This window comes from Micromonospora musae, from assembly GCF_003626545.1.
Taxonomy (GTDB): Bacteria; Actinomycetota; Actinomycetes; order Mycobacteriales; family Micromonosporaceae; genus Micromonospora; species Micromonospora musae.
In genome coordinates this window covers 173,636-200,440 of sequence record NZ_RAZS01000005.1, presented here as the reverse complement: position 1 = coordinate 200,440, position 26,805 = coordinate 173,636, and the positions used below count along the sequence as shown (strand labels likewise).

Sequence of the window (26,805 nt, the reverse complement as noted above, 5' to 3'; positions counted from 1 at the left end):
TCGGGCATGCGATACCCGCCAGTATCAAGGCGAGCCGTAGCTCACCGGCGCCGATCCCGCACCCGCCCGGACGAGGGCGGGCGAGGCAGATAGGGGCGGGTCGTGGTGACCAACGTCATGTGACGACGGACCGCCGGCGCCCGCCGGTGCGCGGCCAGGCCACGCCGTACCTCGGTCAGCTGGGCCGAGGCCCGAGGCGACCCGGCACGGATCGCGTCGACGAGGGCCGCCCCCGCCACCTCGCAGGCCAGCTCCACCTCACCGAGCTGGAGGTAGCCGCGGGCCAGCCAACCGCCGTACACCGCCGCGCGACGCGGACGCCCGCGCTCCCGGGCCGCCCCGGCCAGCAACGCCTCGACCCGCCGGGGCCGCCCGAGGGCGACCAGGGTGCGCCCGGTCATCGCCGTCAGCTCCGGCGCGTCGAGCCAGTAGAGCCAGGACGGTTCGTGCCCGGCGGCGGGAGCCGTGGTGGCCAGGTCGGCGGCGCGGAGGGCCTGCCCGGCCGCCTCCGGCCGCCCCGCGAGGGCCGCGGCGAACGCCACCCGGTGCAGCAACAGGGCACGCAGCCCGGGGCTGGCCCACCGTCGGCTGCCCGCGTGCGCGGTGCGGGCCAGCAGGAGGGCGCCCTCGGGATCCCCGGCGTCGGCGAGCAGGTGACTGGCCGAGCCGAGCACGTGCCCGGCGAGGGCCGGGTCGCCGGCGGCCGCGGCGGCGCGCAGCCCGAGCCGGTACGCGTCCAGACCGGCGCTCGGGTCACCGGCGTCGGCGGCGAGCCAACCGGCGAGCTGGGCCGCCTCGGCGAGCAGGGGCAGCAACCGCCGGCGGCCCGCCGGACCGGACCGGGGCAGCGCCCGCGCCACCCGGCGGAGCCGGTCCGTGCCGAGCGGTGCGAGGTCGGCCCCGCCGGACAGGTCGTCGAGGCGCCGCAGCCCGGCCAGGTCGGCGGCGTACGCCTCCTCGGGCGACCGGGCCGCGCCGTCGGAGAGGATCGGTGGCGCCGGCTCGAACCCGCCGCCCGGCACGTCCGGCCCGGCGAGCCGCCCGGGCGCGGCGACCAGCAGCTCGGCGCGTGGGTCGGCCCGCCACCGCTGGGCCAGGGCGAGCAGCGCGGCGCGGGACCGGGCGACGCCGGTCGGCCCGGTCGGCGGCGGGGCGAGCCGGCGCGCGCTGGTCGCCGCGTCGGTCAGCAGCTCGAGCGGCGCGGCGAGCACGACGGCGAGCCAGCGCAGCCAGAAGTCGCCGGGCACGCGCACCTGCCGCTCCCACCGGGACACCTCGTGCCGGCTCAGGGTCGGCACGCCGGCCACGGCGCAGAGCTCGGCGGCGGTGCGCCGCTGACTCCAGCCGCGGGCCAGCCGGAGCTGGGTGAGCAGCGGCCCGAGCAGCAGCGGGCCGCCGGGTGGGGGCGAGGTCATCGGGCCTCCGGATGGTCACGGGTGCGGCGGCGCGACCGCCCACCGGACGTCCGCGCCACCGCTGACAACGGCGACCCCCGCACGGCCCCCCGTGGAGTCCGGCCCCGACCGGCTCCACCCGCGCTGCCCATTGGATACCCCGGGGGTACGACGCTTTCCCGCGCCGCCCGCGTCCGCCGCGCCTTGCGGGCCGCCCTCGTCCGCCGGGCCGCCCGCGTTCCGGCGCGTCCTCGGCGTCGCCCGCGTCCGCGCGCCGTCCCGTCCCGCCGACCGGCCGGGACGTGCACCGCCACCGGACCCGGCTCCGCACGGGGCGCCAGCGGGTGGGAAGCTCGCCGATCCGGCGGGTGTCGCCCGCTAGAGTCGGACCGTGGCGCTCGGTCTCCCCTCTGTCCTCCCCAATCCGCAGCCGGCGATCGGGGAGCTGATCCGTGAGCGGCAGCCGACCTTCTCGTTCGAGTTCTTCCCGCCCAAGACACCGGAGGGTGAGCGCCTGCTCTGGCAGGCGATCCGGGAGCTGGAGTCGCTGCGGCCGTCCTTCGTCTCCATCACCTACGGCGCCGGTGGTTCGACCCGGGACACCACCGTCGCGGTGACCGAGCGGATCGCCACCGAGACCACCCTGCTGCCGATGGCCCATCTCACCGCGGTCGACCACTCCGTCGCCGAGCTGCGGCACGTGATCGGCCGGCTGGCCGGCGTCGGGGTGCGTAACGTGCTCGCGGTGCGCGGCGACCCCCCGGGCAACCCGGGTGGCGAGTGGGTTGCCCACCCCGAGGGCGTGCGCTACGCAGCGGAGCTCGTCCAGCTGATCCGCGGGGCCGGCGACTTCAGCGTCGGCGTCGCCGCCTTCCCGTACAAGCACCCGCGCTCGCCCGACGTGACCAGCGACACGGAGCACTTCGTCCGCAAGTGCCGGGCCGGCGCCGAGTTCGCCATCACGCAGATGTTCTTCGACGCCGACGACTACCTGCGGCTGCGGGACCGGGTGGCCGCCGCCGGCTGCGCCACGCCGATCCTCGCCGGAGTGATGCCGGTGACCCGGATGGCCACCATCGAGCGGTCCGTCCAGCTCTCCGGGGCACCCTTCCCGCCCGCGCTGGCCGAGCGGTTCGCGCGGGTGGCCGACGACCCCGAGGCGGTCCGCCGGCTCGGGGTCGAGCAGGCCAGCGAGATGTGCGCTCGGCTGCTCGACGAGGGAGTGCCGGGGATCCACTTCATCACCCTCAACCGCTCCACCGCCACCCGGGAGGTCTGGCAGAACCTCCGGGTGCAGGCACGCACGTGACACCTGGCGACACCTGATCCGGCCTGCGACGGTTGGTCAGTGGTGGGCACACAGCTGAACTGGGACGAGTACGCCACGGCGTGGGCGCGGCTGCACGGGGGCTTCGACCCGCGCAAGGCCGCCCCCGTCGTGCGCGGTTGGCTGCGCTTCGCCTACCACGTCGGGTACGTGCTGGGCCGGATGCGGGTCGGTCCCACCGCGGTGACGGTGACGGGCGTGCTGCTCTGCGTCTGTGTGCCGGTCTTCGCCGTGCAGCCGGTCGACGGGCCCTTCCTCGGGGCGCTGTTCGTGCTGCTCGCCGGGGTGGCGGACAGCGTCGACGGCGCGGTGGCGGTGGTCACCGGGCGCACCACCCGGCTGGGCTACGTCTACGACTCGGTGGCCGACCGGATCGGTGAGGCGGCCTGGCTGGTGGCGTTCTGGCTGGTCGGTGCGCCGGGCGCGCTGGCGGCGGCGGGTGGTGCGCTCTCCTGGCTGCACGAGTACGTGCGGGCCCGGGCGGTCTCCGCCGGGATGCGGGAGATCGGCGCGGTGACGGTGGGGGAGCGCCCAACCCGGGTCCTGGTCGCCCTGGGTGGTCTGCTGGTCGCCGGGCTGGCCGGGCTGATCGAGCCGGATCTCGCGGCCGGCACCATCACCATGGCGACCGCGGTCTGGGTGCTGCTCGCCGGCTTCGGGCTGGGGCAGCTCCTCGCCGCCGTCCGCCGGGCCCTGATCGAGGCGGGCTGAGACGCCCGCCGCGGCGGAAGTGGGCTACGCGGCGGGACCGATGTCGGTGGCGACGATCTGGGCGGAGAGGGTCACCATCGGCAGGCCACCTCCGGGATGGCCGGAGCCGCCGACCAGCCACAGCCCGTGCACCGGGCCGCGGTTGGCCGGTCGGAGCAGGCCCCCGGCGGTGCCGTAGATCGCCCCGCCCGGCGCGCCGGTCGAGGCGTCCAGGTCGGCCGGGGTGCGGATCTCCTGGAACAGCAGCCGGTCCCGTACGTCGACGCCGCGCGCCGCCAGCACCTCCAGCACCCGGTCGGCGTACGCCTGCGCGAGGCCGGGGCGACGCCAGTCCACCGCGCCCGTCGAAGTGCCCTGGCGTGCCGCGTTGACCAGTACGAACCACGCCTCGTGGCCGTCCGGCCGGACCAGTGGATCGTCGGCGACGGTGACGAGGACCGTCGGGTCGGCGGCCGGGCGGGCCCGCACTCCCCGGCCCGGGTCGCCGAAGACCGCGTCGAACTCGGCGTCGTAGTCGGCGGGGAAGTACACGTTGTGGTGGGCCAGCCCGCTGGCGCCGGCCACCCCGAGCAGCAGCACGAACCCGGCCAGGCTGCGGTCGGTGAGCCCGGCCAGCCGGCGCGGGCTGGGCAGCAGGTCCCGGTAGAGGGTGAGCGCGTCGCAGTTGGCCACGACCACGTCGGCGGGGACCGGCGCGGTGACCCCGGCGAGGCGTACGGCGTGCACCCGGCCGCCCGCCGCGTCGATCCGCGTCACCGTGGTGCCGGTCTGCACGACCACCCCGAGGTCCAGGCAGCGCGACAGCAGCGCATCGGCGAGTGTGCCCAGCCCACCACGCAGGTACCAGCCGCCGTACGTCAGCTCGGCGTACGGGACCGCGACCAGCGCGGCCGGTGCGCGCCGCGGGTCGGCGCCGGTGTACGTGGCGTACCGGTCGAGCAGCATCCGCAGCCGCGGGTCGGTGAGGTGCCGGCGGCCCAGACCGCGCAGCGTCCGGCCCGGCGCGATGGCGGTCAGGTCGCCGAGCCGCCAGGCCAGCGCCGCCAGGTCCCGTGGGGAGTCGATCGGTCGGCGCAGCACGTCCCGGGAGGAGGCCGCCCACACCCGGGCGGCGCGCCGCCAGAGCCGCTGCCAGTCGGCTGCCGCCCGGTCGCCGAGGGTCGCGCCGATCCGGGCGGCGAACTCGGCCGGGTCGGCGCAGGAGTCCAGCGTGGACCCGTCCGGGAAGACGTGGCGGACGATCGGGTCGAGCGGCGTCAGGTCCAGGTACTCGTCGAGCTTCGCCCCGGTCGCCTCGAACAGGTCGGCGAAGACCTCGGGGAGGGTGAGCAGGCTCGGCCCGGTGTCGAAGTGGAACGGGCCGGCCGGGGTGTCGTGCACGTGGCGGCCCAGCTTGCCGCCGACCGTGTCGGCCCGCTCGAACACGGTCACCTCGTGCCCGGTGGCGGCCAGCCGGGCGGCGGTGGCCAGCCCGCCCACGCCGGCGCCGACGACCACGATCCGCGCCATCACGCGCCTCCTAGCTGACCGGGCGGCCCCGCCAGGACAACCGCCGCCGCTTCCGCAGATGGTACGACCGCAGGGTCAGCCAACCGAGGAACACGACCGACACGGGGTGTGCCAGCGCGTCGGGCCACCACCGGCCCCCGGTCGCCCGGGCGGTCACCACCCGCCCGGCCACGCCGAGCAGGTACGCCGCCGCGGCCACCAGCGCCGCCGGCGTCGACCCGGCGACCAGCGCGGCCACCGCCAGCAGCGGCGGCGCGGTGTAGAGCAGGAGCAGCACTGCCAGCACGGCGGCGGCGGCGCCCGGATGACCGAACGTGGCCCAGAGCGACTTCGAGTAGCCGTCGCGCAGCTGCCGCCAGTCCGCGTACATCCGGCAGGCGGCCAACCGTGAGGCGTCGGCGAGCGCGATCCGGTCGCCCGCGCGCTTGACCGCCCGGGCCAGCTCGATGTCCTCCAGGACCCGGCCGGCGACCGCGGCGTGCCCACCCGCCCGCAGGTAGCCGGCGCGGTCGACGACCAGGAACTGCCCGCCCGCCGCGGCCAGCGACGGCCGCGGCGAACGCTCCATCGCCCGCAGCGGCAGGAAGGTCAACCACAGCCACTGCAGCAGCGGCTGGACCAGCCGGTCGGCCGCCGTCGCCACCACGATCCGGGGGTACGCCGACAGCAGCGCCACGTCGGCCGAGCGCAGTTCGGTGACCGCCGCCGCCACGGCGTACGGGGCGAGCACCACGTCGGCGTCGACGAAGACCAGCGCGGTCGCCGCCGGGTCGGCCCGTTCGGCCAGCTGCCAGCAGGCGTACGGCTTGCCCAGCCAGCCCGGCGGCGGGGTGGCCCCGGTGAGCAGGGTGACCCGCGGGTCGCCGCCGGCGATCGCCCGGACCACGTCGGCCGTGCCGTCGGTGGAACCGTCGTCGAGCACCACGATCCGCAGCCCCGGCACCGCCCGCTGGTCGAGCAGCGCGCGCAGGCACGGACCCACCCGCTCGGCCTCGTTCCGCAGCGGCAGCAGCACCGCCACCGGCTCGGTCACCTCGCCCGGCGGCACGGCCGGGCGGCGCAACCAGCGGGCGGCGTTGACCAGGGTGTGGCCGGTCAACACGGCCACGCCGAGGACGAGCGCGATCAGGGCGGTCATGCGGTCGCGTCGACTCCGGAGGGCTGCGGTCGCCACGGTCGGGGCGGTCCGCCGGCCCGGTGGGCCCGCAGCAGCGCCGCCGCCAGCGGCACGGCGGTCACCCCCATGCCGGCCGCGCCCCAGAGCGCCGAGGCCGGCAGGCCCAGGAAGACCGCGTGGGCCAGCACGCTGGAGGCGTACGTCCAGAGGTAGAGCGCGAACATCGGGGTGTCCCGGCCGTCGGTGGTCGTCGCGGCCGGCCCGGCCAGCGCGGGCAGCGCGCTCATCAGCAGCACCGCGAAGAGCAGCCAGCCGAGGTAGTTGCTGACGGGGACGCCGGGCAGGCCGGGCAGGGCCCAGCCGACGTCCCGCCACCGCCAGTAGCCCTCGGCCACCATCTGCGGGTCGAGGAAGAGGTCCCAGGTGGCCAGCCCCGTCGCGGCGAGCGCGATCCGCCGCAGCGCGAGCCGGCCGGCGGCCGGACCCGGCGCCGGGGGAGCGGCGGGCGGGCCGCCCGGCGCGGTGCTGAGCCGTACCGCCGCCAGCCAGGCGGGCCAGGCCATCCAGGTCCAGGCCAGCGGGATGATCAGTGGCACGCCGGCCACCTTCGGGCCCAGCTCGCCGGAGTAGTCGTAGCTGCCGAACGGGACCCCGGTGGCGACCCCGACCGCCTCCACGGCGAACCCGCCGCCGGTGGCCACCGCGACCAGCGCCGCCGCGGTGCGTGGGCCCCGGCTGAGCAGGGCGTGGCCGACCGAGAGCAGGTAGCCGAGGCCGACGGTGGCCACGGTCAGCCGGGCCCGGAGCGGGCCGTCGGTCAGCGGGTAGCAGATCTGGGCGAGTACCAGGACGGCCAGCAGCGCCCAGGGCAGTCGCCGGCGGATCATGCGGCCGGACGGTCGAGGGGCAGGTCCCGCCCCAGCACGCCGAACGGCCGTTCGTCGCCGGGGAACTGGAAGTCGCGCAGCACGTCGGTGAAGCCGAACCGCCGGTACAGCCGCCAGGCTCGCGACGTCCGCTCGTCGGCCTCCGGGGTGGAGAGCAGGGTGGTGGCTCCCTCGGCCAGGGTGAGCAGCGCGCGAAGCTGCCCGGCACCCAGGCCGTGCCCCTGCGCCGGCGGCCGGACGTGCAGCTCGACCACCTCGAAGCAGCTGGTCAGCCAGCGCTGCCGGGCCGCCGGGTCCAGCGCCCGCAGTACCTGGTCGTGCCACCACTGCCCGGCGGCGCCGAGGTAGCCGTACCCGAACCCGGCCAGGTGACCCTCGCTGGTCAGGCTGGCCACGGCACGGAACCCGGGCCGGCGTACGTGGGTGGCGATGTAGCCGCGCCGAGCCTCCAGCAGGTCGGTCCGGTAACCCATCGCCTCGCCGTAGACGGCCACGACGTCGTCCAGCCGTCGGACGAGATCGTCCGGGGTCCACCGCACCAACCTCATGCCCACCCACCTCTGGTGTCCTCGTCGTCCGTGACCCAGCCCAGCACCGTGCGATCACCGACCACGTCGCGTATCTCGAACCGCGCGAAGAGCTCCTCGGCGTACCACCCCTCGGTGGGGGTACGCGTGATCGCCGCGCGGTGCTCCGGGTGACGGTACGCGAACGCCACGAGGTCCGCCGGGGCGCGCCACACACTCACCGTGCCCTGCCAGCCCAGCGGGGCCTCGCCGACGCCGAACCGGGCCAGCAGCCCGGGTGCGCCGCGCAGGGCGGCGGCCACCGGTGGCACCGCCCGCCAGAAGGTGACCGCCCGGCGGGCCCGTAGCCGGGCCCGGGTCAGGGCGAGCACCGGACCGTCGACGTGGCCGCCGGAGGGTTCGCCGAACGGGCGGCGGCGTGACCACTCGCCCCGGCTGGACAGCGGGCGTAGGTCGACCCGGACGGCGGCCCGGGCGATCCGCGCCCAGGCCCGGCCGACGGGTGTGTCGTCGAAGCCGCTCGCCGCGGCGGGGGAGTCCCAGACGGTCAGCGCCGCCCATCGGGTCGGGTCGGCGTCGCCCGGCCCGAAGCCGGTGCCGGTCCCGGTGCCGAGCAGCTTGCCGAACCGTACGCCCGCGGTGGCGCGTAGCCGGCGCGGGTCGAGCGCCATCCGGGCCAGCGCCCGGGGCAGCGCCGCCGGGGCGGTCCGCCACACGTGCAGTGTGACGAGCTCCGGGACGTCGTTCACGCCGCCGCCCCGCTTCGCCGCACGTCACCGCTGTGTTTCGCCGGGCGGTGGCGCGCGGCGCCGCGCTGCTGTGCCTGACGGTTCACGCGCTCCGCTCCCTCACGCCACCTCGGCGGGAGCGCCGGCGGTGATCCGGAGCAACTCGTCGTAGGTGGTCGGGAAGACCGCCTGAGGTACGCCGCCGGCGGCCCAGATCTCCTGGTACGCGGCGAGCGCGGTGTCCACCAGGGTGCGCAGCGGTCGCGGGTGCCCGAGCGGGGCGACACCGCCGATCGGCTGGCCGGTGTGCTCCCGGACGAACTCCGGGGTGGCCCGGTGCAGCCGGGTGAACCCGATCGACGCGGCCAGGCCGGCGATGTCCACCCGGTGCGCGCCGGAGGTCAGCACGAGCAGCGGCTCGCCGTCGGCCTCGAAGATGAGCGAGTTGGCGATCTGCCCGACGTCGACGCCGAGCGCCTCGGCGGCCGCCGCCGCGGTGTGCACCGCCTCGGGCAGTAGGCGTACGGCGCTGGGGGCGCCGGCGGCGTCCCGGGCCTTCGCGTCGGCGAGCGCGTCCTGCACCGCTCGTACGTTGGGGTGTGGCTGCATGGGGGCCATTCTTCCCGGTCCCGTCCGCTCCGGGCCGGCCGGCCACGCCGTGTCCCGGCCAGCGTCCCCGCGTCGCTGACGCTTGCGGCGGTCCGGCGCGTCACACGTTGCGTTTTCGTCGGCGGAGGGGTGTACTGTCAGCAGCAGTTAGAACGAGTGTTCGATTGCCTCGAACGTTCGTTCCAACCTCCCGGGAGTGGCGTTTCGCGGCGCTGCCTCCCGGGGCGGTGCGGCACCGCGGTCCGCACCTGGGTGCCGGGCAGTCGCGAGCCCGGTCCCACCAGGCAGGAGCGTCGTCCGCCGCCCACGACCCCCGGGCGGCGGACGACGAACCCGCCGGTACGCCGGCCGGGTGTGGTGTGGGGAAGCATCCACACCCGGCCGGCCACCACACAGGTGCGTCTTCCTCCGCACCACTCGACCCGGCGTCCGCCGGCCGCGACGAACCGGCCGGCCGCCTCGGCCACGTGGAGGAGACAGCCCATGCCGACCAACCCGGCTCAGCCACCGACGGTGCCGGCGCACGTGCTGCCGCACCGCACCCCCGCCCAGCTCCTCGCGGTGGCCCGGCTCGGGCTGGCCGAGGCCGGCCAGACCCGTCCCGACGGCCTCCGCTACGCGGCGGCCCACCTGGCCGCGCTGCGTGCGGCCGCGGCCCTGCTCGCCGCCCGCGCCCGGCCCACCCCCACCCGCCGCAACCAGATCACCAGCGTCTGGATCCTGCTCCGCGCCGTCGCCCCCGAGCTCGACGAGTGGGCCCGTTACTTCGCGGCCGGAGCCGGGAAGCGGGCCGCCGCCGAGGCCGGCATACCCCGGGTGGTCAGCGCCCGGGAAGCCGACGACCTGCTCCGCGCGGCCGAACAGTTCGTCGCGGTGGTGGAGACCGCGCTCGGCGTGGCCCACCAGCCGGCGCTCGACGGCCTCGCCGCCTGAGGCGAGCGGCGGTATCACCGACGGCGATCGGCGTCGGCGGCGAGAGCCGGCTGCCCCTGCTCCGGTCCGGGCGCGGTCTGCCGCCGCGCCCCACGTGGCCGGCGGCGCCCGTCCGGGTCATGCCGGACGGGTGTGTCGGCCGCCCGGCGGGGGGAGCCGGGCGGCCGACACCGAGCACGGGAGCCGCGAGGTCGTCGACGAGGACCTTCGGGGGGCCATGCCCTCCGCGTGACCGGCGACCGGATGACCGGGGCCGCGCGGTCCGGCGGGACGCCCCGGCGCGACCGACCCGGGGGCCTTGACAGCAACACCTGATCCGACAGCGACACGACGGGGGGTTGGTCCGATGGCGGGCCACATGGTGGTCGGTTCCGCCGCGTTGGCCGGGCTGGTCCGTCCGGCCAGCGCGCCGGACCCGGCCGGCGGTCACCGGATCCTGCCGGTGGCCCCCGAGCTGACCGGCCTGCTGCCCAGCCGGGGGCTGCGGCGCGGCAGCACGATCGCGGTCGCCGCCGGTCAACCGCGGCACGTCGGCGGCGCCTCGCTGGTGCTCGCGCTGCTCGCCGAGGCGTCCCGGGCCGGCTCGTGGTGCGCCGTGGTGGGGGTGCCGACGTTCGGGGCGGGCGCGGCCGCCGAACTCGGGATCGCCCTGGATCGGCTCGCCCTGGTGCCGAATCCCGGCCCCGAATGGGCCACCGTCATCGCCGCGCTGATCGACGGGGTGGACGTCGTGGTCACCGCGGTGCCCGCCTCGGTCTCCGCCTCGGTCGCCAACCGGCTGGCCGCCCGGGCCCGGCAGCGTGGCAGCGTGCTCGTCCCGTACGGCCGGTGGGAGGGCGCGGACGTGACGTTGCAGGTGGTCCGGGGCGCCTGGGAGGGGCTCGGGCCGGGCCGGGGCCGGCTGCGCCGCCGAGAGGTCACCGTCTCGGCGCGCGGGCGCGGGGCGGCGGCCCGACCCAAGGAGATCAAGGTCTGGCTGCCGGGTGACGAGCTGACCCGGGTGATCCCCCGCGCCGTGGCCTCCGCCGTCGGCGGCCCGACCGCCGGTCGGCCCCGCCCGGTGGCCCCGCCCGGCCGTACCGTCGCCGGGGTCTCCCGGCGGGGCGCGCTCACCCTGGTCGGGCCGGCGTGACCGACACACCGGCCCGCACCCTGCTGCTCTGGTGCCCGGACTGGCCGGTGCTCGCCGCCGAGATCGTCGACGGGGTGCCCGCCACCGGCCCGGTCGCCGTCCTGCACGCCAACCGGGTGGTCGCCTGCTCGGAGCGGGCCCGGGCCGAGGGGGTGCGGCGGGGCCTGCGCAAACGGGAGGCGCAGGGCCGCTGCCCCCAGCTGACCGTCGTGGAGTACGACCCGGGACGCGACGCCCGGGCGTTCGAGCCGGTGGTCGCCGCGGTGGAGGAGCTGGTCGCCGGCGTGGAGGTGGTCCGGCCGGGCGCCTGCGCGGTGGCCGCCCGAGGGCCGAGCCGCTACCTCGGCGGCGAGGAGGCGGCCGCCGAACAGATCATCGAGCACGTCGCCCAGACCTGCGCGGTGGAGGCCCAGGTCGGGATCGCCGACGGGGTCTTCGCCGCCGGCCTGGCCGCCCGCACCGGGCGGGTCGTACCACCGGGCGGCACCCCGACCTTCCTCGCCGCTCTGCCGGTCGAGGCGTTGGGCCGGCCGGCCCTGGCCGACCTGCTGCGCCGGCTCGGCGTGCGCACCCTCGGCGACTTCGCCGCGCTGCCCGCCGGCGACGTGCTGGCGCGGTTCGGGTTCGACGGCGCGCTCACCCACCGGCTGGCGGCCGGGCGGGACCACCGCCCGCTCGCCGTCCGCCGGCCCCCGGCCGACCTGACGGTGACCGCCGAGTACGACGAGCCGGTCGACCGGGTCGACGCGGCCGCGTTCGCCGGCCGGGCGCTGGCCGAGCAGCTGCACGACCAGCTCGCCGGGCACGGGCTGGCCTGCACCCGGCTCGGTATCGAGGCGGTCACCGCGCACGGCCAGGAGCTGCACCGGGTCTGGCGTCACGACGGGCTGCTCACCGCCGCGGCCATCGCCGACCGGGTCCGCTGGCAGCTCGACGGGTGGCTCACCGGCAGCAGCGGCCGCGGTGGGGTCGGTCGGGCCCGTCCGACGGCCGGGATCATCCGGCTGCGGCTGATCCCGGACGGGGTGATCGCCCAGGCGGGCCTGCAACCCGGGCTGTGGGGGGAGACCGGTGAGGAGCGGGAGCGGGCGCATCGGGCGTTGAGCCGGGTGCAGGGCATCCTCGGCCCGGAGGCGGTGCTCACCGCGGTGCTCGGCGGCGGGCGCTCCCCGGCCGACCAGGTGCGCCTGGTGCCGTGGGGGGACGAGCGGCTGCCGGCCCGCCCCGGTGAGCCGCCGCGTCCCGGCGAGCCGGCGCGGCCGGGCGAACCGCCGTGGCCCGGCCGGCTGCCGCCGCCCGCGCCGGCCGTGGTGCTGCCCACCCCGCTCGCCGCGGTCGTGCACGACGCCGACGGCGCGCCGGTGGTGGTGAGCGCGCGGCTGCAGGTGAGCGCGCCTCCCGCCCGGTTGACCATCGACGCCGCCCGGCCGATGGAGATCACCGGCTGGGCCGGCCCGTGGCCGGTCGACGAGCGCTGGTGGGCGCCGGCCGAGGCCCACCGGCGGGCCCGGTTCCAGGTCGGTCTCGCCAACGGCACCGCCCTGCTGCTCGTGGTCGAGGCCGGGCAGTGGCTGGTGGAGGCGATCTATGACTGAGCGTGGCGGTCCGGTCGTCCGGGCCGGGCGGCGACCGCGGGCGGGGGCGGCCGGATGAGCTTCCACAACCCGAAGATGCCCTGGTCCGAGCTGGAGCGGGTGCTCTCCGGGCGGCCCGCCCCGGCCGGCGCGTCCGGTCGGGGGCGCTCCCGCGACGAGCGGCACCTGCACGTGGTCGATCCGCTCGCGGTGGACGCCGACGGTGGGGACAGCCCCGCCTGGAGCCGGAAACGGGAGCAGTACCAGCCGCCCGCCCTGCCCCGCGTCGAGGGCGCGGTGCCGTACGCGGAGCTGCACGCCCACACCAACTTCAGCTTCCTCGACGGGGCGAGCCACCCCGAGGAGCTGGCCGAGGAGGCGGCCCGGCTGGGGCTCACCGCGCTCGCCGTCACCGACCACGACGGCTTCTACGGCGTGGTGCGCTTCGCCGAGGCGGCCCGGACGCTGGGCCTGCCCACCATCTTCGGCGCCGAGCTCTCGCTCGGGCTGCCCGGCCCGCAGAACGGTGAACCGGATCCGCTCGGGCGGCATCTGCTGGTGCTGGCCCACGGCCACGAGGGGTACGCCCGGCTCGCCTCGACCATCTCCCGGGCCCAGCTGCGCGGCGGTGAGAAGGGCCGCCCGGTCTACGGCGAGCTGGAGGAGGTCGCCGAGGAGCTGCGCGACCACGTGCTGGTGCTCACCGGCTGCCGCAAGGGGCACGTTCCGGCGGCGCTGCTCACCGAGGGGGTCGAGGCGGCGGCCCGCGAGCTGGACCGGTTGACCGCGCTCTTCGGCGCGGAGACGGTGGCGGTGGAGCTCACCGACCACGGGCACCCGGTCGACGCCGACCGCAACGACGCGCTCGCCGAGCTGGCCGCCGCGGCCGGCCTGCCCACGGTGGCCGCCAACAACGTGCACTATGCGACCCCGGGGCGGCGTCGGCTGGCCACCGCGGTCGCCGCCGTACGCGCCCGGCGCAGCCTGGACGAGATCGACGGCTGGCTACCCGCCGCCGCCACCGCCCACCTGCGCAGCGGCGCGGAGATGGCGGCCCGGTTCGCCGCGTACCCGGGCGCGGTGGCCCGGGCCGCCGAGTTCGGCGCCGAGCTCGCCTTCGACCTCCAGCTCGTCGCGCCGCAGCTGCCGGCGTACCCGGTTCCGCCGGGGCACACCGAGATGAGCTGGCTGCGCCACCTGACCTACGAGGGGGCCCGGGAGCGCTACGGCCCCCCGGAGGCGCATCCGACGGCGTACGCGCAGCTCGACCACGAGCTGAACATGATCGAGACGCTGGGCTTCCCCGGCTACTTCCTGGTGGTCTACGACATCGTCGCGTTCTGCCGCGAGCAGGACATCTACTGCCAGGGCCGGGGCTCGGCCGCGAACTCGGCGGTCTGCTACGCGCTGCGGATCACCAACGTCGACGCGGTGCGGCACCGGCTGCTCTTCGAACGGTTCCTCGCGCCGGAGCGGGACGGCCCGCCCGACATCGACGTGGACATCGAGTCCGACCGCCGGGAGGAGGTGATCCAGCACGTCTACGCCCGCTACGGCCGGGAGCACACCGCCCAGGTGGCCAACGTCATCTCGTACCGGCCGCGCTCGGCGGTGCGGGACGTGGCCAAGGCGTTCGGTTTCTCCCCCGGCCAGCAGGACGCCTGGAGCAAGCAGATCGACAGGTGGGGCGCGATCGCCACGGCCGACGTGGCGGACATCCCCGAGCAGGTGGTCGAGTACGCCAACGAGCTGCAGACGTTCCCCCGGCACCTGGGCATCCACTCCGGCGGGATGGTGATCTGCGATCGGCCGGTCATCGAGGTCTGCCCGGTGGAGTGGGGGCGGATGCCCGGGCGAAGCGTGCTCCAGTGGGACAAGGACGACTGCGCCGCCGTCGGGCTGGTCAAGTTCGACCTGCTCGGCCTCGGCATGCTCTCCGCGCTGCACTACGGCTACGACATGATCGGGATGAGCCTGGACCTCGGCGACATGACGCTGGACGACCCGGAGGTCTACGACATGCTCTGCCGGGCCGACTCGGTGGGGGTGTTCCAGGTGGAGAGCCGGGCGCAGATGGCCACCCTGCCCCGGCTCAAGCCCCGCGAGTTCTACGACCTGGTGGTGGAGGTGGCGCTGATCCGGCCCGGCCCGATCCAGGGTGGCTCGGTGCACCCGTACATCCGGCGCAAGAACGGCCAGGAGCCGGTGGAGTACGCCCACCCGCTGATGCGCAACGCGCTGGAGAAGACCCTCGGCGTGCCGCTCTTCCAGGAGCAGCTGATGCAGCTCGCCATCGACCTGGCCGGCTTCGACGCGGCCGGGGCGGACCAGCTGCGCCGGGCCATGGGAGCCAAGCGGTCGGTCGAGCGGATGGCGCAGATCGCCGACCGGCTCTACGCCGGAATGGCGGAGCGGGGCATCACCGGGGAGCTGGCCGACGACGTCTACCGGAAGCTCACCGCGTTCGCCAGCTACGGCTTCCCGGAGAGCCACGCGATGAGCTTCGCCTACCTGGTCTACGCCAGCTCCTGGCTCAAGCGCTACCACCCGGGGCCGTTCCTGGCGGCGCTGCTCAACGCCCAGCCGATGGGCTTCTACTCACCGCAGACCCTGGTGGACGACGCCCGCCGGCACGGCGTGCAGGTGCGCCGGCCGGACATCAACGCCAGCGGCGCCCTGGCGGTGCTGGAGTCCACGCCCGACACCCGGTGGGGCAGCGGGCCGGGGGAGCCGCCGCACGCCTGGGGGCTGGGCGGTCCGGCGGTCCGGCTCGGCCTGGCCAGCGTGCGTACCCTCGGCGACGGGGTGGCGGAGCGGATCGAGGCCGAGCGGGTCGCGAACGGGCCGTACCGCGACATGCCGGACGTGGCCCGGCGGGTCGGTCTCACCGCCGCGCAGCTGGAGGCGCTGGCCACCGCGGACGCCTTCGCCTGCTTCGGGCTCACCCGGCGGCAGGCGCTCTGGGCGGCCGGCGCGGCGGCGCAGGACCGGCCGGGCCGGTTGCCCGGCACGGTGACCGGCGCGGCCGCGCCCACCCTGCCCGGCATGGAGGCGGTCGACCGGCTGGTCGCGGACGTCTGGGCCACCGGCCTGTCGCCGGAGAACCATCCGGCCACGTTCATCCGCCCGCGCCTCGACGAGCTGGGCGCGCTGCCGATCGCCCGGCTCGGCCGGGTGGAGCCCGGCCAGCGGATCCGGGTCGGCGGCATCGTCACCCACCGGCAGCGGCCGGCGACCGCCGGCGGGGTCACCTTCCTCAACCTGGAGGACGAGACCGGCATGCTCAACGTGACCTGCTCGCCGGGGTTGTGGCAGCGCTACCGGCGGGTGGCCCGGACCAGTACCGGGCTGGTGGTGCGGGGCCGGCTGGAACGGTACGAGGGGGTGACGAACCTGGTCGCCGACCGGCTGGAGGCGATCCAGCCGCCGGTCACTCCGGCCTCCCGGGACTTCCGCTGACCCGGCCGGGCGACGCGGGCGGGCGGCGCGGCCTGGCGGGCCGTCGGCCACCGCGGGGATGCGCCGGACGGGACGACCCCGCCGGGTGGGCTCAGCCGGCCAGGCCGATGAGCGCCGTGCCCGCGCTGCCGATCAGCCCGACCAGCACGATCCGCCGGAACAGCCGCGGGTCGAGCCGGTGGAAGAGCCGGTTGCCCAGCCACCAGCCCAGGGGGACGGCGGGCAGCGCCGCGAGGGCGATTCGCGCCACGTGGGTGTCCACCTGACCGCCGACCAGGAATCCCGCCAGCCCGATCAGGCCGGTACCGGCGAACGTCGCCGCCACCGTCGCCCGGAAGGTACGCGGGTCGTAGCCGAGGGAGTGGAACGCGGCGACCAGCGGCGGCCCGTTGGTGCCGGTGGCGGCGGTGAGCACGCCGACGAGCACGCCGACCGCGCCGAGCCCGACGCGACCGGTGCGCACCCGGGCGCCGCTGGCCACCAGCGCGACGCAGCCGAGCACCACCACCGCGATCAACGCGCTGAGCAGCCGCGGCGGGGCGTACGCGAGCACCAGCAGGCCGACCGGCACCCCGAGCAGGGCGGTGGCGGTGAGCGTCACGGCCATCCGCCAGCGGGCGTACGCGCGCTCCCGGACGGCCGCGGTGAGCGTCAACCCGATGCTGGTCAGCGCCGACACCACGACGGCGCTGCGAGGGTCGATCGCGATGGCGAGCAGCGGGACGGTCAGCAGCGCGTACCCGAAGCCGCTGACCGCCTGGGCGAACGCCCCGAGCAGCACGATGCCGAACGCGCTGAGCAGAACGAGCATCCGAGGAGCGTGGCCCCGGCCGGCGGTGGCCCGGACGCCGGCCCGGCCACGCGAGACCCGGGACACAGCCGCCCGAGCGGGTGCGCTCCGGTTCCCGGGTTTGGGGAGCCCCCCAATCGGAGAAGTGCTGATCGACAAGCCGCGCATCGACGGCGCGTCAGTCCAGCTCCACCCCGGTGCGCCTCGGCGCCGGGGGAGACGCGGAACACGTTCGGCGGCGACGCGGCACCGTCGCGGGGCCTCCGATTGTTCCAGCTCCTGTAGCGGGGGTGGTGCCTCGGTGACGGCCTGCGGCTGTTCCCGATCATCATGGTGGCAACCCTGATACGGGTGATCGTGCACTACGAAGGAGAAGAGCAGTGACGGGGAACAACGGTCACAACGGAGTGGCCAACGCGCGTCGTACTCGCCTCACCGCCGGCTGGGTGCCGGAACACCACCTGGAGCCGCGCGAGTACGAGGTGACGGACGGCCCCGTGGCCAACGTCCGGCGCTCGCGTGTCGAGCGCGACCCGGCGGCGGGCGGGGAGTCGTGACCTCCGCCGCCGAGCGGAGGTAAGGACGAGGTGCGCCGGAGGGCCCCATCGACGGATCCGTTGGTGAGGGGCCCCCGGCCGACACCCCGGAACCTGACTAGGCTCGACCGGGTGGAGCAGACCCGAGGCCGGTTCACCGGGCCGCCGCTGACCCCCCGTACCGCCGTGATCTGGTCGGTGCTCCGTGCCGAACTCGAGCGGCGGGGCGGCATCGAACTGACCGTGCTCGACGTCGGCGGCGGCACCGGCGGTTTCGCCGTCCCGCTCGCCCAGGCCGGGCACCGCGTCACGGTGGTCGACGCGAGCCCCGACGCGCTCGCCGCGCTGACCCGGCGGGCCGCCGAGGCGGGCGTCGCCGACCGGGTACGCGCCGTGCAGGGCGACGGCGACGCGCTCGCCGGTCTCGTCGAACCGGCCGGTGTCGACCTGGTGCTCTGCCACGCCGTGCTCGAGGTGGTCGACGACCCGGTGTCGGTGGTGACCGCGCTGGCCACCGCGCTGCGGCCCGGCGGTGCGGCGAGCGTACTGGTCGCCGGTCGCGCCGCCGCGGTGCTGGCCCGCGCGATGAACGGTCACCTGGACGTCGCGGACACCCTGGCCACGGATCCCGCCGGCACCGCCGGGGCCCGGGACACCCTGCGGCGGCGGTACGACGTCGACGGCGCCTCGGCTCTGCTGCGCGCCGCCGGGCTCGTGGTCGAGGAGATCCACGGCGTACGCGTCCTCGCCGACCTGCTGCCGGCGGCGGTGGCCGACGGTCAACCGGGTGCCCTGGTCGAGCTGGAGCGGGCGCTGGCCGGCCGGCCGCCGTACCGGGATCTCGCCGCGCAGCTGCACCTGTTCGCCCGCCGGCCGGCATGACCGGCCCGGCCACGTCGGGCGCGTCCGGCCCGCCGGACCCCGACCTGCCTCCGGCGGCTTCCGAGCCGCTCTCCCCGGTCGCCCCGCGCTACGGCGACGGCAGCCTCGCCGACGTGCTCCCCAGCACGCTCGCCGTGCTCGGGGTGCCGGGGGCCACCGACCGGCTGGGCCTCTCCGCACAGCTGGCCGGGGTGCGCCGGGTCGCCGTGCTCCTCGTCGACGGGCTCGGCTGGTACCAGATCCCCACCGCCGCCCGGTACGCCCCGACGCTGGCCGGACTCGCCGCGACGGCCGGTCGGCCGCTCACCTCCGGCTTCCCGTCGACCACCCCCACCAGCCTGGTGACCTTGGGTACCGGCGTGGCGCCCGGGGCGCACGGCGTGCTCGGCTTCACCGTCCGGGTGCCCGGTACGGAGCGGGTGCTCAGCCACATCGAGTGGGCCGCCGACCCGGACCCGCTGCGCTGGCAACCCGTCCCGACCCAGTTGGAGCGGGCCCGCGCGGCCGGTGTCGCCGTCACCGCGGTGAGTCGTCCCGAGTTCGGCGGCAGCGGGCTGACGGTGGCCGCCAACCGCGGCGGGGACTTCCGCGGTGCGACCGGCGTCGACGCGCTCGCCCGGACCATGCTGACCGCGCTGACCGCCGGGACCGGTCCGACCCTGGTCTCCGGCTACCACCCCGACCTGGACCGGCACGGTCATCTCAGCGGGGTCGACTCACCGCCCTGGCGGGTCGCCGCGACGGAGGTGGACGCCCTGGTCACCCGGCTGGTCGACGGCCTGCCGGCGGACGCCGCGCTGCTGGTCACCGCCGACCACGGCCAGCTCGACGTGCCCATGGGGCACCGGTTCGACCTGGACACCGATCCCCGGCTGCGCGCCGGCATCCAGGTCGTCGCCGGTGAGGCCCGGGTGCGTTACCTGCACGTCGCGCCCGGTGCGGTCGACGACGTGGTGGCCGCCTGGTCGGCGGTGCTCGGTGACGCGGCCCGGGTGCGTACCCGCGACGAGGCGGTCGCGGCCGGCTGGTTCGGGCCGGTTCCGGCCGAGCACCTGGCCCGCATCGGCGACGTCGTGGTGATCTGCAACGACACGTACGCCGTGCTGGCCACCCGTTCGGAGAGCCCGCTCGCGTCCCGGCTGGTGGCGTACCACGGGTCGGACACCGCGGCCGAGATGACCATCCCGCTGCTGGTGGTGCGGGGCTGACCGGGTCGCGTCGTACCCCCCGGTTAACCTGCGCACATGGGCCGCAGCCAGTCGTTGCCACGGGGCGGTGATCCGCGCTTCGGTCCGGACGCCGACGACTCCGGCAGCCTGATCCTGCACGTCGACATGGACGCCTTCTTCGCCTCGGTCGAGGTGCGCCGCCGCCCCGAGCTGCGGGGCCGGCCGGTGGTGGTCGGCGGCCTCGGCCCGCGCGGCGTGGTCAGCTCGGCCAGCTACGAGGCCCGCCCCTACGGCGTGCGCAGCGCCATGCCGATGATGCGGGCCCGGGCGCTCTGCCCGCACGCGGTCTACCTCCCGCCGGACTTCACCGCCTACACCGAGGCCTCCCGGGCGGTGATGCAGATCTTCCGGGACGTCACCCCACTGGTCGAGCCGCTCTCCCTCGACGAGGCGTTCCTCGACGTGTCCGGTGCCCGCCGGCTCTTCGGTTCACCGGCCGAGATCGCCCGTGGCATCCGGGAGCGGGTGTCGGGGGAGCTGGGGCTGACCTGCTCCGTCGGGGTGGCGCCGAGCAAGTTCGTGGCGAAGCTCGGCTCGACCCGGGCCAAGCCCGACGGCGTGCTCGTCGTACCGGCGACGCGGGTGCTCGAATTCCTCCACCCGCTGCCGGTCGACGCGCTCTGGGGGGTGGGTGAGCGCTCCGCGCAGGCGTTGCGTCGGCTCGGCCTGGCCACCATCGGCGACCTGGCCGAGGCGCCCTACGGAATGCTGCGCAAGGCCCTCGGGGAGGCGTCCGCCGCTCACCTGCACGCCCTGGCGCACGGGCGTGATCCGCGTGCGGTGAGCCCCGAGCACGTGGAGAAGTCGATCGGGGCGGAGGTCACCTTCGACGTCGACGTGACCGACCCGCTGGAGATCCGCCGGGCGCTGCTCGCGCTCGCCGACAAGGTGGGCGGCCGGCTGCGCCGGGCGGATCAGGTCGGTCGGACGATCTCGCTCAAGGTGCGGCTGGCCGACTTCCGCACGGTCACCCGCTCCCGCACCCTGCCGGTCGCCACCGACACGGCCCGAGAGATGTTCGACACGGTCTGGGCGCTCTGGACCGCGCTCGCCCCGGCCGAGCCGGTCAGGCTCGTCGGCGTACGGGCCGAGGGGCTCGCCGCGGCGCAGGAGACACCCCGGCAGCTCCAGCTCGGCGCTCCCGAGCGCGGCTGGCGCGAAGCGGAGGCCGCCGCGGACGCCGCCGCTGCCCGATTCGGGCGGTCCGTCATAGGTCCGGCCAGTCTGCTCGGCAGCCGTGATCCCCGCCGGAACGAAAATCCGACCCGGCCATAGGTCGTCCCGCTTTCCGACGCGCGACCCCCCTCGTAGACTTGCGGGTAAGCAGCCGGTTGGCTGCCACGGTCTGTCGGTCCGAACGGGCCGACCAACGTGACCGGGGAGGAGTGCCGTGCCGCTCTCGGAGCACGAGCAGCGGCTGTTCGAGCAGATCGAGCGGTCGCTTGCCGAGGACCCCAAATTCGCCTCGGCCGTGCGCGCCAGCGATCCGCGTTTCCACACGCGGCGTCGCCTGCTCGTCGCTGCCGGCGTCATCATCGCTGGGCTGGCCCTACTGGTCTATGGCGCGGTGATCAAGACTCCGCCGCTGGCTGTGGCGGGTTTCGTCGTCATGTTGGCCTCGGCTGCGTACGCGGTGCAGTCGCACCGTCGAGCGCAGTCACCCGACCTCCACGTGGTGGGTGGGACGACCAGTCGGCGCCGCACTCGCGGGCGCTCCGGTCGCCGTTCCTCGTTCCTCGACCGGATGGAGGACCGGTGGCGTCAGCGCCCGGAGGGGCACCGCTGACCCGCCGCTGACCCACACCGCCCGCCGGGCCGGAACTCTCCTCTTCCGGCCGGGCGGGCTGCTCGCCGTCCGCCGCGCCCGGAATGTCCTTCCTCGGCCGGCCGGATGCTCGTCCTTCGGCTGTGCCGGGGCCTTCACCTCTGGCCGTCTGCCGGGCCGGGCCGCTCGCCGTCCGCTGGTCCGCTGCCTTGTCTGCCGGGCCGGGCCGGGCCGCGCCGTTGGCCGTACGCCCGGCCAGGCCGCCGGGATCCTCGTCTTCCGCTCGGGCCTCTTCCTCGGCCGGGCCGGCGGTGGCCGTCGCGCCGAAACGGTGATCGACTCGCCTTCAGGTAAGTCGCGGTGTCCCGCGGCCCGGACAGCCCGACCTCATGGAACTCGTGTGGATCAAGCGGCGCGCCCGATTACCGGCCGACGCCCGATTGCCGGTCGGCGCCCGGTCGCCGACCCCCGGCCTCCGGATCCCGCAGGCCCGGCCGGTCGCCGGCCCTCGGCCTCCGACCCCCGCACGCCCGGCCGGCCCTCGGCCTCCGACCCCCGCACGCCCGGCCGGCCCTCGGCCTCCGACCCCCGCACGCCCGGCCGGTCGCCGGATCCCCGCACGCCCGGCCGGTGGCCGGGCGTGCGGGCGCTCTCGTGCCCCGGGGCCGGTCAGCGAGCCGCGCGGTCGGCGAGCAGGCGGCGCGGGCTCCACCGCAGCAGGCGGTGCCGGGCCTGGCCGGTCATGGCGACCATCCGGCCCGAGGTGTCCGCCACGGCGAGCCGCCAGCGCTGCAGCACCGAGGGCGGCAGCACCGCCGCGAGCAACCGGGTACGCCGGTCGGCGGCCGCGGCGAGGGTGGCGCGGACCGCGCGCAGCGCGGGCACCAACGGATCACCGGTGAGCGGGTTCCGTGCGTACCGGGCCCGCTCCTCGGCCCGGCCGAGCAACCGCATCGCGTCGGCGGAGTCGGCGTGACCGCTGAGTACGCCCCCGATGAGCCGGTCGGCGGTCGCCCGCGGCGTCTCCGTCCGGTCCACCGGCACCCGGTAGTCGACAAGCGTGTCGAGCAGCTCGTCCCAGGCCGCGTGCGCGTCGGCCCGCGCCCGGTCGGCGTCCGCGCCGACCACCACCATCCGCTGGCCGGCCGCCGGGCCGACGCCGACGCCCACGTCCGGGTCGGTGGCGGCGACCGCCACCGGCGTCCGGCCGCCGCGACGGCGGCGCAGGGAGACCCGACGCAGTGCCGGCAGCGCGAGCACCAGCAGGAGCAGCAGCGAACCGGCGGCCCACCAGGGCCAGACGGGGGCCTGCTCGGTGGGGGTCTCCGCGCCGAGGGAGAGGCCCGTGTCGGTGTCCCCCTCCTCCCGCTCCGAGCCCACCGCCCCGGGGGACTCCTCCGGATCCGTGCCGGTGTTCGGCGCGCCCGGCTGATCGGGGAGGGGATCCGGCGCGTCCGTGTCCGGGGCCCAGGCGGACCGGGTGGAGCCGGGCACGCCGTACGCCGGGGTGGCGTCGAACGGTACCCAGCCGATCCCGTCGAAGTAGACCTCGGTCCAGGCGTGCAGGTTGCGGTTGGTGAGGGTGTAGGTGTTGCCGTTGCGGTTGCTGCCGCTGGTGAAGCCGAACGCGACCCGGGCCGGGATACCGGCCGCCCGGACCAGCCACCCCATCGCGGCCGCGTACTGCTGACAGAAGCCGACCTTGTTCGTGAGGAAGTCGACGATGTCCTCGCCGCTGGTGCCGCCCTCGGTGCGCAGCTGGTAGCTGAAGCCGTTGTCGGAGGAGAAGTAGTCGTAGATCGCCCGGACCTTGTCGTACTCGGTCACCTTGCCCTGGACGAGTCGGTCCACCAGCTCCGTCACCTGCGGCACCGGCGGCGTCTTGGTCTGCTGCCGTCGCACCAGGGGGTGGTCGGCGGGCAGCTTCCGCGCGGTGCGCAACGCCGCCGGGCTGTACGTCGACCGGACGTACTCGAAGGAGTAGCGCTTGCCGCGCGAGTTCTCCCGGTTGGAGAAGACGATCTGCCGGTCGTCGTCGTAGAGCCAGCTCGAGTTCAGGTCCTCGGTGCGGACCGGTTCGGAGTAGACCGGCAGCAGCGGGATGTCCAGGTCCCGGCTGACCTCGACGGTGGCCTGGTACTGACGCTGCTCGACGCCGCGGCGCTCGGGGACGGTCGGGTCGGGCAGGTCGCGGGTGACCGGCCGGCCGGAGGGGTTGGTCACCTCGAAGCCACTCGACTTCAGCTCGTCGGCCACCCCGAAGCGCAGGTAGAACGGGCTTGCTTCGTTGGTGGTGACCTTGATCAGGTCGGCGACCTCGGACTGGTTCAACTGGCCGCTGAGCGCGGCGAACAGGTTGATCTTTCCGGGAGCGCCGCCCTGGCCGGGGCGGCCGGTGCCGTTGCCGCTCCCGTTGCCGGAGCTGAGGGAGTCGAGCAGGCTGCCGTTCATCCCCGGCACGGGGACCAGCGGCAGGAGGACCGCCACCGCCACGCCGAGCACCGCGAGCCGCCGGCCGGCGGCGGCCAGCGGAGAAGCCTCCCAGACGTCGATGTCCCGGCCGTCCCCGCTGAACCGGCGGCCGAAGCGGCGTACCCGGTCGACGTTGTCCGCGCCCAGCAGCCAGAGGTAGCCGACGGCGCCGACCACGAACGGGACCGGCGGCACGTTGTCGACGTAGACGGCGACGGGGACCGAGTAGATGGCGAGCATCGGCAGGCCCGCCAGGGCCGGGCGGCGCAACCCGACGGTGAGCAGGTCGACCACGACGGCCACCGCTCCCACGCCGAGCACCGTGATGAACAGCAGTGGTGGGGTGTCGGGCACCTCCACGCCGTAGGAGCGCATGTCCTGCACCGAGCCGCCCAGCAGCTCGCTGAAGTGCGCGAAGGTGGCCGGCGTGGGCAGCACCGCGAGAATCTCGCTGCCGGCGGGGAAGAGCCAGGTGAGCGCCAGGGTGAGCCCCGCCAGCATGCCGAGCACCTGACCCCAGAGGGGGGCCCGCAGCGCCCGGGTCAGCGCGGCCGCCCCGGCGACCACGCCGACCGCGATGGCCGACTCGATCAGCCAGGTCCAGCGTTCGAAGATGGCCGACAGCGGCGCCGCGGCGAGCAGCGTCGCACCGGCGGCCACCAGGCCGAGATTCCGATGGCGGGTCATGACCCGGTCCCTCCCCTCATGCCTCTGCTTCGTCGCACCGGGCGGCGGGCGGCTCGACCGCGTCGAACCGGTCGGTTCGCGCGCCGGCTCCGCTCATCGCACGCCGCCGGCCACCGTATCGGCCAGCACCGCGCGCAGCGCGAACCCCTGCGAGCCGCGGCCCGCCTGCGGCCAGATCGCCGGCAGTCGGGTGCCGTGGTCGACGCCGATCACCCGCCAACCGCTGCGCAGCAGCGACAGCGCGGCGGCCGCGTGCGTCTGCTCCGCCTCGGCCCGGGCCTTCTCGGGCAGGTTCAACCAGTTGGAGCTGTTGACCAGGAAGCCGACGCAGGTCGCACCGTTGGCGCGGAGACCGGCGAGCAGCTCCGCCTCGGCGGTGCTCAGGGAGCCGAAGACGCCGATGATCAGACCGCCGTCGGCCCGCTGGCGGACCCGCTGCACCAGCTCGGTCACCTCGGTCCGCTGGTCGAGACGTACCTCGGCGAGCTGGTCGAGGAGGAGGCCGTCGCCGCCGCCCTCGGTGGCGTCCACGTCCGCGCCGGCCCCGGTGACCAGGCGCAGCTTGTAGCCGGCCTGGCGCAGGTGCACGGCGATGCTCGCGGTCGCCGAGACCGCCCACTCGAAGCTCGCCGTCGGACCGTCACCGCGATGGCCGTACGCGCGGGTGTCCAGCACCACCGTCGCCCGGCTCTCCCAGGGTTGCTCCTCCCGGCGCACCATCAGCTCGCCGGTGCGCGCCGTCGACTTCCAGTGCACCCGGCGCAGGTCGTCGCCCATCCGGTACTCCCGGGTCGCCGCGTCGTCCTCGCCGTGCACCGCCACCGAGCGGGCGCGGCTGTCGCCGCTCCCGGCGTACTCGCCGGGCAGCCGGACCGACGGCAGAGGCGTGACCTGCGGGATCACCGTCAGGTGGTCGATGCTGGGGAAGGCGCGGCTGAGCTCGCAGAGCCCGAACGGGTCGGTCAGGCGCACCACCAGCGGGCCCACCTCGTAGCGGCCGCGGACGTCGGCCCGGACCGTGTACGCCACCGAACTCGCCTGGTGCGCGCCGAGTCGCTCCAGCACCACCCGGGGGCGGCTGCCCAGTGCGTAGGGCAGCCGGTCCTCCAGCAGCAGGGTGCCGGTGGGCAGGCGGGACAGGTTCTGCAGCCGCAGCACCACCCGGGAGCTCGCCCCGACCGGCACCCGGTGCGGGTCCAGCGACCGGTTGCAGGCCAGCTTGTAGCGGCTGCGCCCGACGTAGGCCGCGGCGAGCAGGGGCAGGACGGCGAGCAGCACGGCCACCCGGAGCAGGTCCTTCTCACCGAGGATCCCCGCCGAGACGGCCGCGGCGACCGCAGCGGCCAGGAACGAGCGCCCGCGGGTGGTCAGCCCGCGCAGCCCTTCACGCACGTCATGGCCTCCGCGGCTCGTACGGCCCGCGGCCGTTGCCGCTCGCCGGTCGGGTGTCGTAGGGGGAGCGCTTGCGGTCGTTCGGCAGCGGCAGCCGGTGCACCAGGTCGGAGACGATCGCGTCGGTGGTGCGCCGGGCGAGCTGGGCGTCGGCGGTGGGGATGATCCGGTGCGCCAGCACCGGCACGGCCAGCGCCTGGAGGTCGTCGGGAAGGACGTAGTCGCGACCCTCGAGGGCGGCCACGGCCCGAGCCGTGCGCAGCAGCTGGAGGGTGGCCCGGGGGGAGGCGCCCAGCCGCAGGTCGGGGGCTTCGCGGGTGGCGGTGACCAGGTCGATGGCGTACTGCTTGACCGCGTCGGCGACGTGCACCTGGCGGACCGTCGCGATCAGCCGCCGGACGGTGGCCGCGTCGGAGACCGGGCGCAGCTGATCGAGCGGGTCGGTGGCCCCGTGGCCGTCGAGCATCGCCAGCTCCGCGCCGACGTCCGGGTAGCCCATCGCGATCCGGGCGGTGAACCGGTCCCGCTGAGCCTCGGGCAGCGGGTAGGTGCCCTCCATCTCAATCGGGTTCTGGGTCGCGATCACCATGAACGGCGTCTGCAGCTGGTAGGTGACGCCGTCGACGGTGACCTGCCGCTCCTCCATGCACTCCAGCAACGCCGACTGGGTCTTCGGCGAGGCCCGGTTGATCTCGTCGCCGACCACCAGGTTGGCGAAGACCGCGCCGGGCCGGAACTCGAAGTCGTGGGTCTCCTGGTTGTAGACGCTGACGCCGGTGACATCGCTGGGGAGCAGATCCGGGGTGAACTGGATCCGGCGCACCGAGCAGTCGATGGAGCGGGCCAGGGCCTTGGCGAGCTTGGTCTTGCCGACGCCGGGGACGTCCTCGATGAGGAGGTGACCCTCGGCGAGCAGGACCGCCAACGCGAGGCGAACGGTGGCCGTCTTACCCTCGATGACCTGCTCTATGTTGGCCACGACGGCCTCGCTCGCGGCACGGAACTCGTCGTGCGGCAGCAGGCCGCCGACCTCGTCCCAGGTCTGTTGTGTCACGGGCCTCCTCCTCGTCGCCGGAACGGCAGCTCTGTATAGAGCAGCTGGACCCGTCGTTGGGTTCGCGACGTCGAGCCTCGTCTGCCGCACA

At 75.8% G+C, this 26,805-nt stretch carries 22 protein-coding genes; 11 read left to right on the top strand and 11 right to left on the bottom strand.

Features of this window, described 5'->3' with window-relative positions; translation table 11 throughout:
• Positions 1-41 precede the first annotated feature (41 nt).
• Entirely contained in the window at positions 42-1,415 is a 1,374-nt protein-coding gene (locus D7147_RS15620; protein ID WP_120678237.1) for a transcriptional regulator, read from the bottom strand.
• Positions 1,416-1,785: 370 nt separating this feature from the next.
• Here D7147_RS15620 and metF point away from each other — a divergent pair, with 370 nt between their 5' ends.
• Positions 1,786-2,703 (top strand): methylenetetrahydrofolate reductase [NAD(P)H], encoded by a 918-nt coding sequence (gene metF / locus D7147_RS15615; RefSeq protein WP_120678235.1) that lies wholly within the window; start codon positions 1,786-1,788, stop codon positions 2,701-2,703.
• Between the two features lie 39 nt (positions 2,704-2,742).
• Positions 2,743-3,432, top strand: a complete 690-nt coding sequence (locus tag D7147_RS15610; protein WP_120678233.1) for a CDP-alcohol phosphatidyltransferase family protein — start codon at positions 2,743-2,745, stop codon at positions 3,430-3,432.
• Positions 3,433-3,456: 24 nt separating this feature from the next.
• Here the strand turns inward: D7147_RS15610 and D7147_RS15605 are convergent, their stop codons facing one another.
• The 6 genes from D7147_RS15605 to D7147_RS15580 form a co-directional block, all read right to left on the bottom strand.
• Positions 3,457-4,941: a phytoene desaturase family protein gene (locus D7147_RS15605; protein ID WP_120678231.1), complete on the bottom strand. Its 1,485-nt coding sequence runs from the start codon at positions 4,939-4,941 to the stop codon at positions 3,457-3,459.
• Between the two features lie 10 nt (positions 4,942-4,951).
• Positions 4,952-6,079 (bottom strand): glycosyltransferase, encoded by a 1,128-nt coding sequence (locus D7147_RS15600; protein ID WP_120678229.1) that lies wholly within the window; start codon positions 6,077-6,079, stop codon positions 4,952-4,954.
• Positions 6,076-6,945, bottom strand: coding sequence for a carotenoid biosynthesis protein (locus tag D7147_RS15595; RefSeq protein ID WP_120678227.1), 870 nt, complete (start codon positions 6,943-6,945; stop codon positions 6,076-6,078). The genes D7147_RS15600 and D7147_RS15595 overlap by 4 nt, the downstream gene beginning before the upstream one ends.
• Positions 6,942-7,493, bottom strand: coding sequence for a GNAT family N-acetyltransferase (locus tag D7147_RS15590; protein ID WP_120678900.1), 552 nt, complete (start codon positions 7,491-7,493; stop codon positions 6,942-6,944). The genes D7147_RS15595 and D7147_RS15590 overlap by 4 nt, the downstream gene beginning before the upstream one ends.
• Complete coding sequence (locus D7147_RS15585) at positions 7,490-8,221, bottom strand: monooxygenase (RefSeq protein ID WP_120678225.1); 732 nt, start codon at positions 8,219-8,221, stop codon at positions 7,490-7,492. Before D7147_RS15585 ends, D7147_RS15590 begins: the two co-directional genes overlap by 4 nt.
• A 99-nt stretch (positions 8,222-8,320) precedes the next feature.
• A complete protein-coding gene (locus D7147_RS15580) occupies positions 8,321-8,809 on the bottom strand; it encodes a YbaK/EbsC family protein (RefSeq protein WP_120678223.1) in 489 nt (162 codons plus the stop codon).
• Positions 8,810-9,292: 483 nt separating this feature from the next.
• On the opposite strand from D7147_RS15580, the gene D7147_RS15575 reads away from it, so the two are divergent.
• The 4 genes from D7147_RS15575 to D7147_RS15560 all read left to right on the top strand — a co-directional run bounded on the left by D7147_RS15575 (position 9,293) and on the right by D7147_RS15560 (position 15,907).
• Positions 9,293-9,742: an SAV_6107 family HEPN domain-containing protein gene (locus D7147_RS15575; RefSeq protein ID WP_120678221.1), complete on the top strand. Its 450-nt coding sequence runs from the start codon at positions 9,293-9,295 to the stop codon at positions 9,740-9,742.
• 346 nt (positions 9,743-10,088) lie between these two features.
• Positions 10,089-10,874, top strand: a complete 786-nt coding sequence (locus D7147_RS15570) for a hypothetical protein (protein ID WP_120678219.1) — start codon at positions 10,089-10,091, stop codon at positions 10,872-10,874.
• The gene (locus tag D7147_RS15565) at positions 10,871-12,469 is read left to right on the top strand and encodes a DNA polymerase Y family protein (protein ID WP_120678217.1); all 1,599 of its coding nucleotides are present in this window, start codon (positions 10,871-10,873) and stop codon (positions 12,467-12,469) included. The genes D7147_RS15570 and D7147_RS15565 overlap by 4 nt, the downstream gene beginning before the upstream one ends.
• Before the next feature lie 54 nt (positions 12,470-12,523).
• A complete protein-coding gene (locus D7147_RS15560) occupies positions 12,524-15,907 on the top strand; it encodes an error-prone DNA polymerase (protein WP_120678215.1) in 3,384 nt (1,127 codons plus the stop codon).
• Between the two features lie 91 nt (positions 15,908-15,998).
• Here the strand turns inward: D7147_RS15560 and D7147_RS15555 are convergent, their stop codons facing one another.
• Positions 15,999-16,718, bottom strand: coding sequence for a sulfite exporter TauE/SafE family protein (locus tag D7147_RS15555; RefSeq protein WP_158609359.1), 720 nt, complete (start codon positions 16,716-16,718; stop codon positions 15,999-16,001).
• 359 nt (positions 16,719-17,077) lie between these two features.
• On the opposite strand from D7147_RS15555, the gene D7147_RS32680 reads away from it, so the two are divergent.
• From D7147_RS32680 to D7147_RS15535, 5 genes are all read left to right on the top strand, one after another.
• Positions 17,078-17,254, top strand: a complete 177-nt coding sequence (locus tag D7147_RS32680; protein WP_187398708.1) for a hypothetical protein — start codon at positions 17,078-17,080, stop codon at positions 17,252-17,254.
• 93 nt (positions 17,255-17,347) lie between these two features.
• The gene (locus D7147_RS15550) at positions 17,348-18,115 is read left to right on the top strand and encodes a methyltransferase domain-containing protein (protein WP_120678898.1); all 768 of its coding nucleotides are present in this window, start codon (positions 17,348-17,350) and stop codon (positions 18,113-18,115) included.
• A complete protein-coding gene (locus tag D7147_RS15545) occupies positions 18,112-19,323 on the top strand; it encodes an alkaline phosphatase family protein (protein ID WP_120678211.1) in 1,212 nt (403 codons plus the stop codon). The genes D7147_RS15550 and D7147_RS15545 overlap by 4 nt, the downstream gene beginning before the upstream one ends.
• Positions 19,324-19,359: 36 nt before the next feature.
• Positions 19,360-20,619 (top strand): DNA polymerase IV, encoded by a 1,260-nt coding sequence (locus tag D7147_RS15540; RefSeq protein ID WP_120678209.1) that lies wholly within the window; start codon positions 19,360-19,362, stop codon positions 20,617-20,619.
• A gap of 115 nt (positions 20,620-20,734) precedes the next feature.
• Positions 20,735-21,130 carry a DUF3040 domain-containing protein gene (locus tag D7147_RS15535; RefSeq protein ID WP_120678207.1) on the top strand — a complete coding sequence of 132 codons (396 nt, stop codon included), beginning with the start codon at positions 20,735-20,737 and terminating at the stop codon, positions 21,128-21,130.
• A gap of 648 nt (positions 21,131-21,778) precedes the next feature.
• On the opposite strand, the gene D7147_RS15530 is transcribed toward D7147_RS15535, so the two are convergent.
• The 3 genes from D7147_RS15530 to D7147_RS15520 all read right to left on the bottom strand — a co-directional run bounded on the left by D7147_RS15530 (position 21,779) and on the right by D7147_RS15520 (position 26,714).
• Positions 21,779-24,268, bottom strand: coding sequence for a transglutaminase TgpA family protein (locus D7147_RS15530; RefSeq protein ID WP_120678205.1), 2,490 nt, complete (start codon positions 24,266-24,268; stop codon positions 21,779-21,781).
• Positions 24,269-24,361: 93 nt separating this feature from the next.
• Positions 24,362-25,660, bottom strand: a complete 1,299-nt coding sequence (locus D7147_RS15525; RefSeq protein WP_120678203.1) for a DUF58 domain-containing protein — start codon at positions 25,658-25,660, stop codon at positions 24,362-24,364.
• Position 25,661: 1 nt separating this feature from the next.
• Positions 25,662-26,714 (bottom strand): AAA family ATPase, encoded by a 1,053-nt coding sequence (locus D7147_RS15520; RefSeq protein ID WP_120678202.1) that lies wholly within the window; start codon positions 26,712-26,714, stop codon positions 25,662-25,664.
• Positions 26,715-26,805 lie beyond the last annotated feature (91 nt).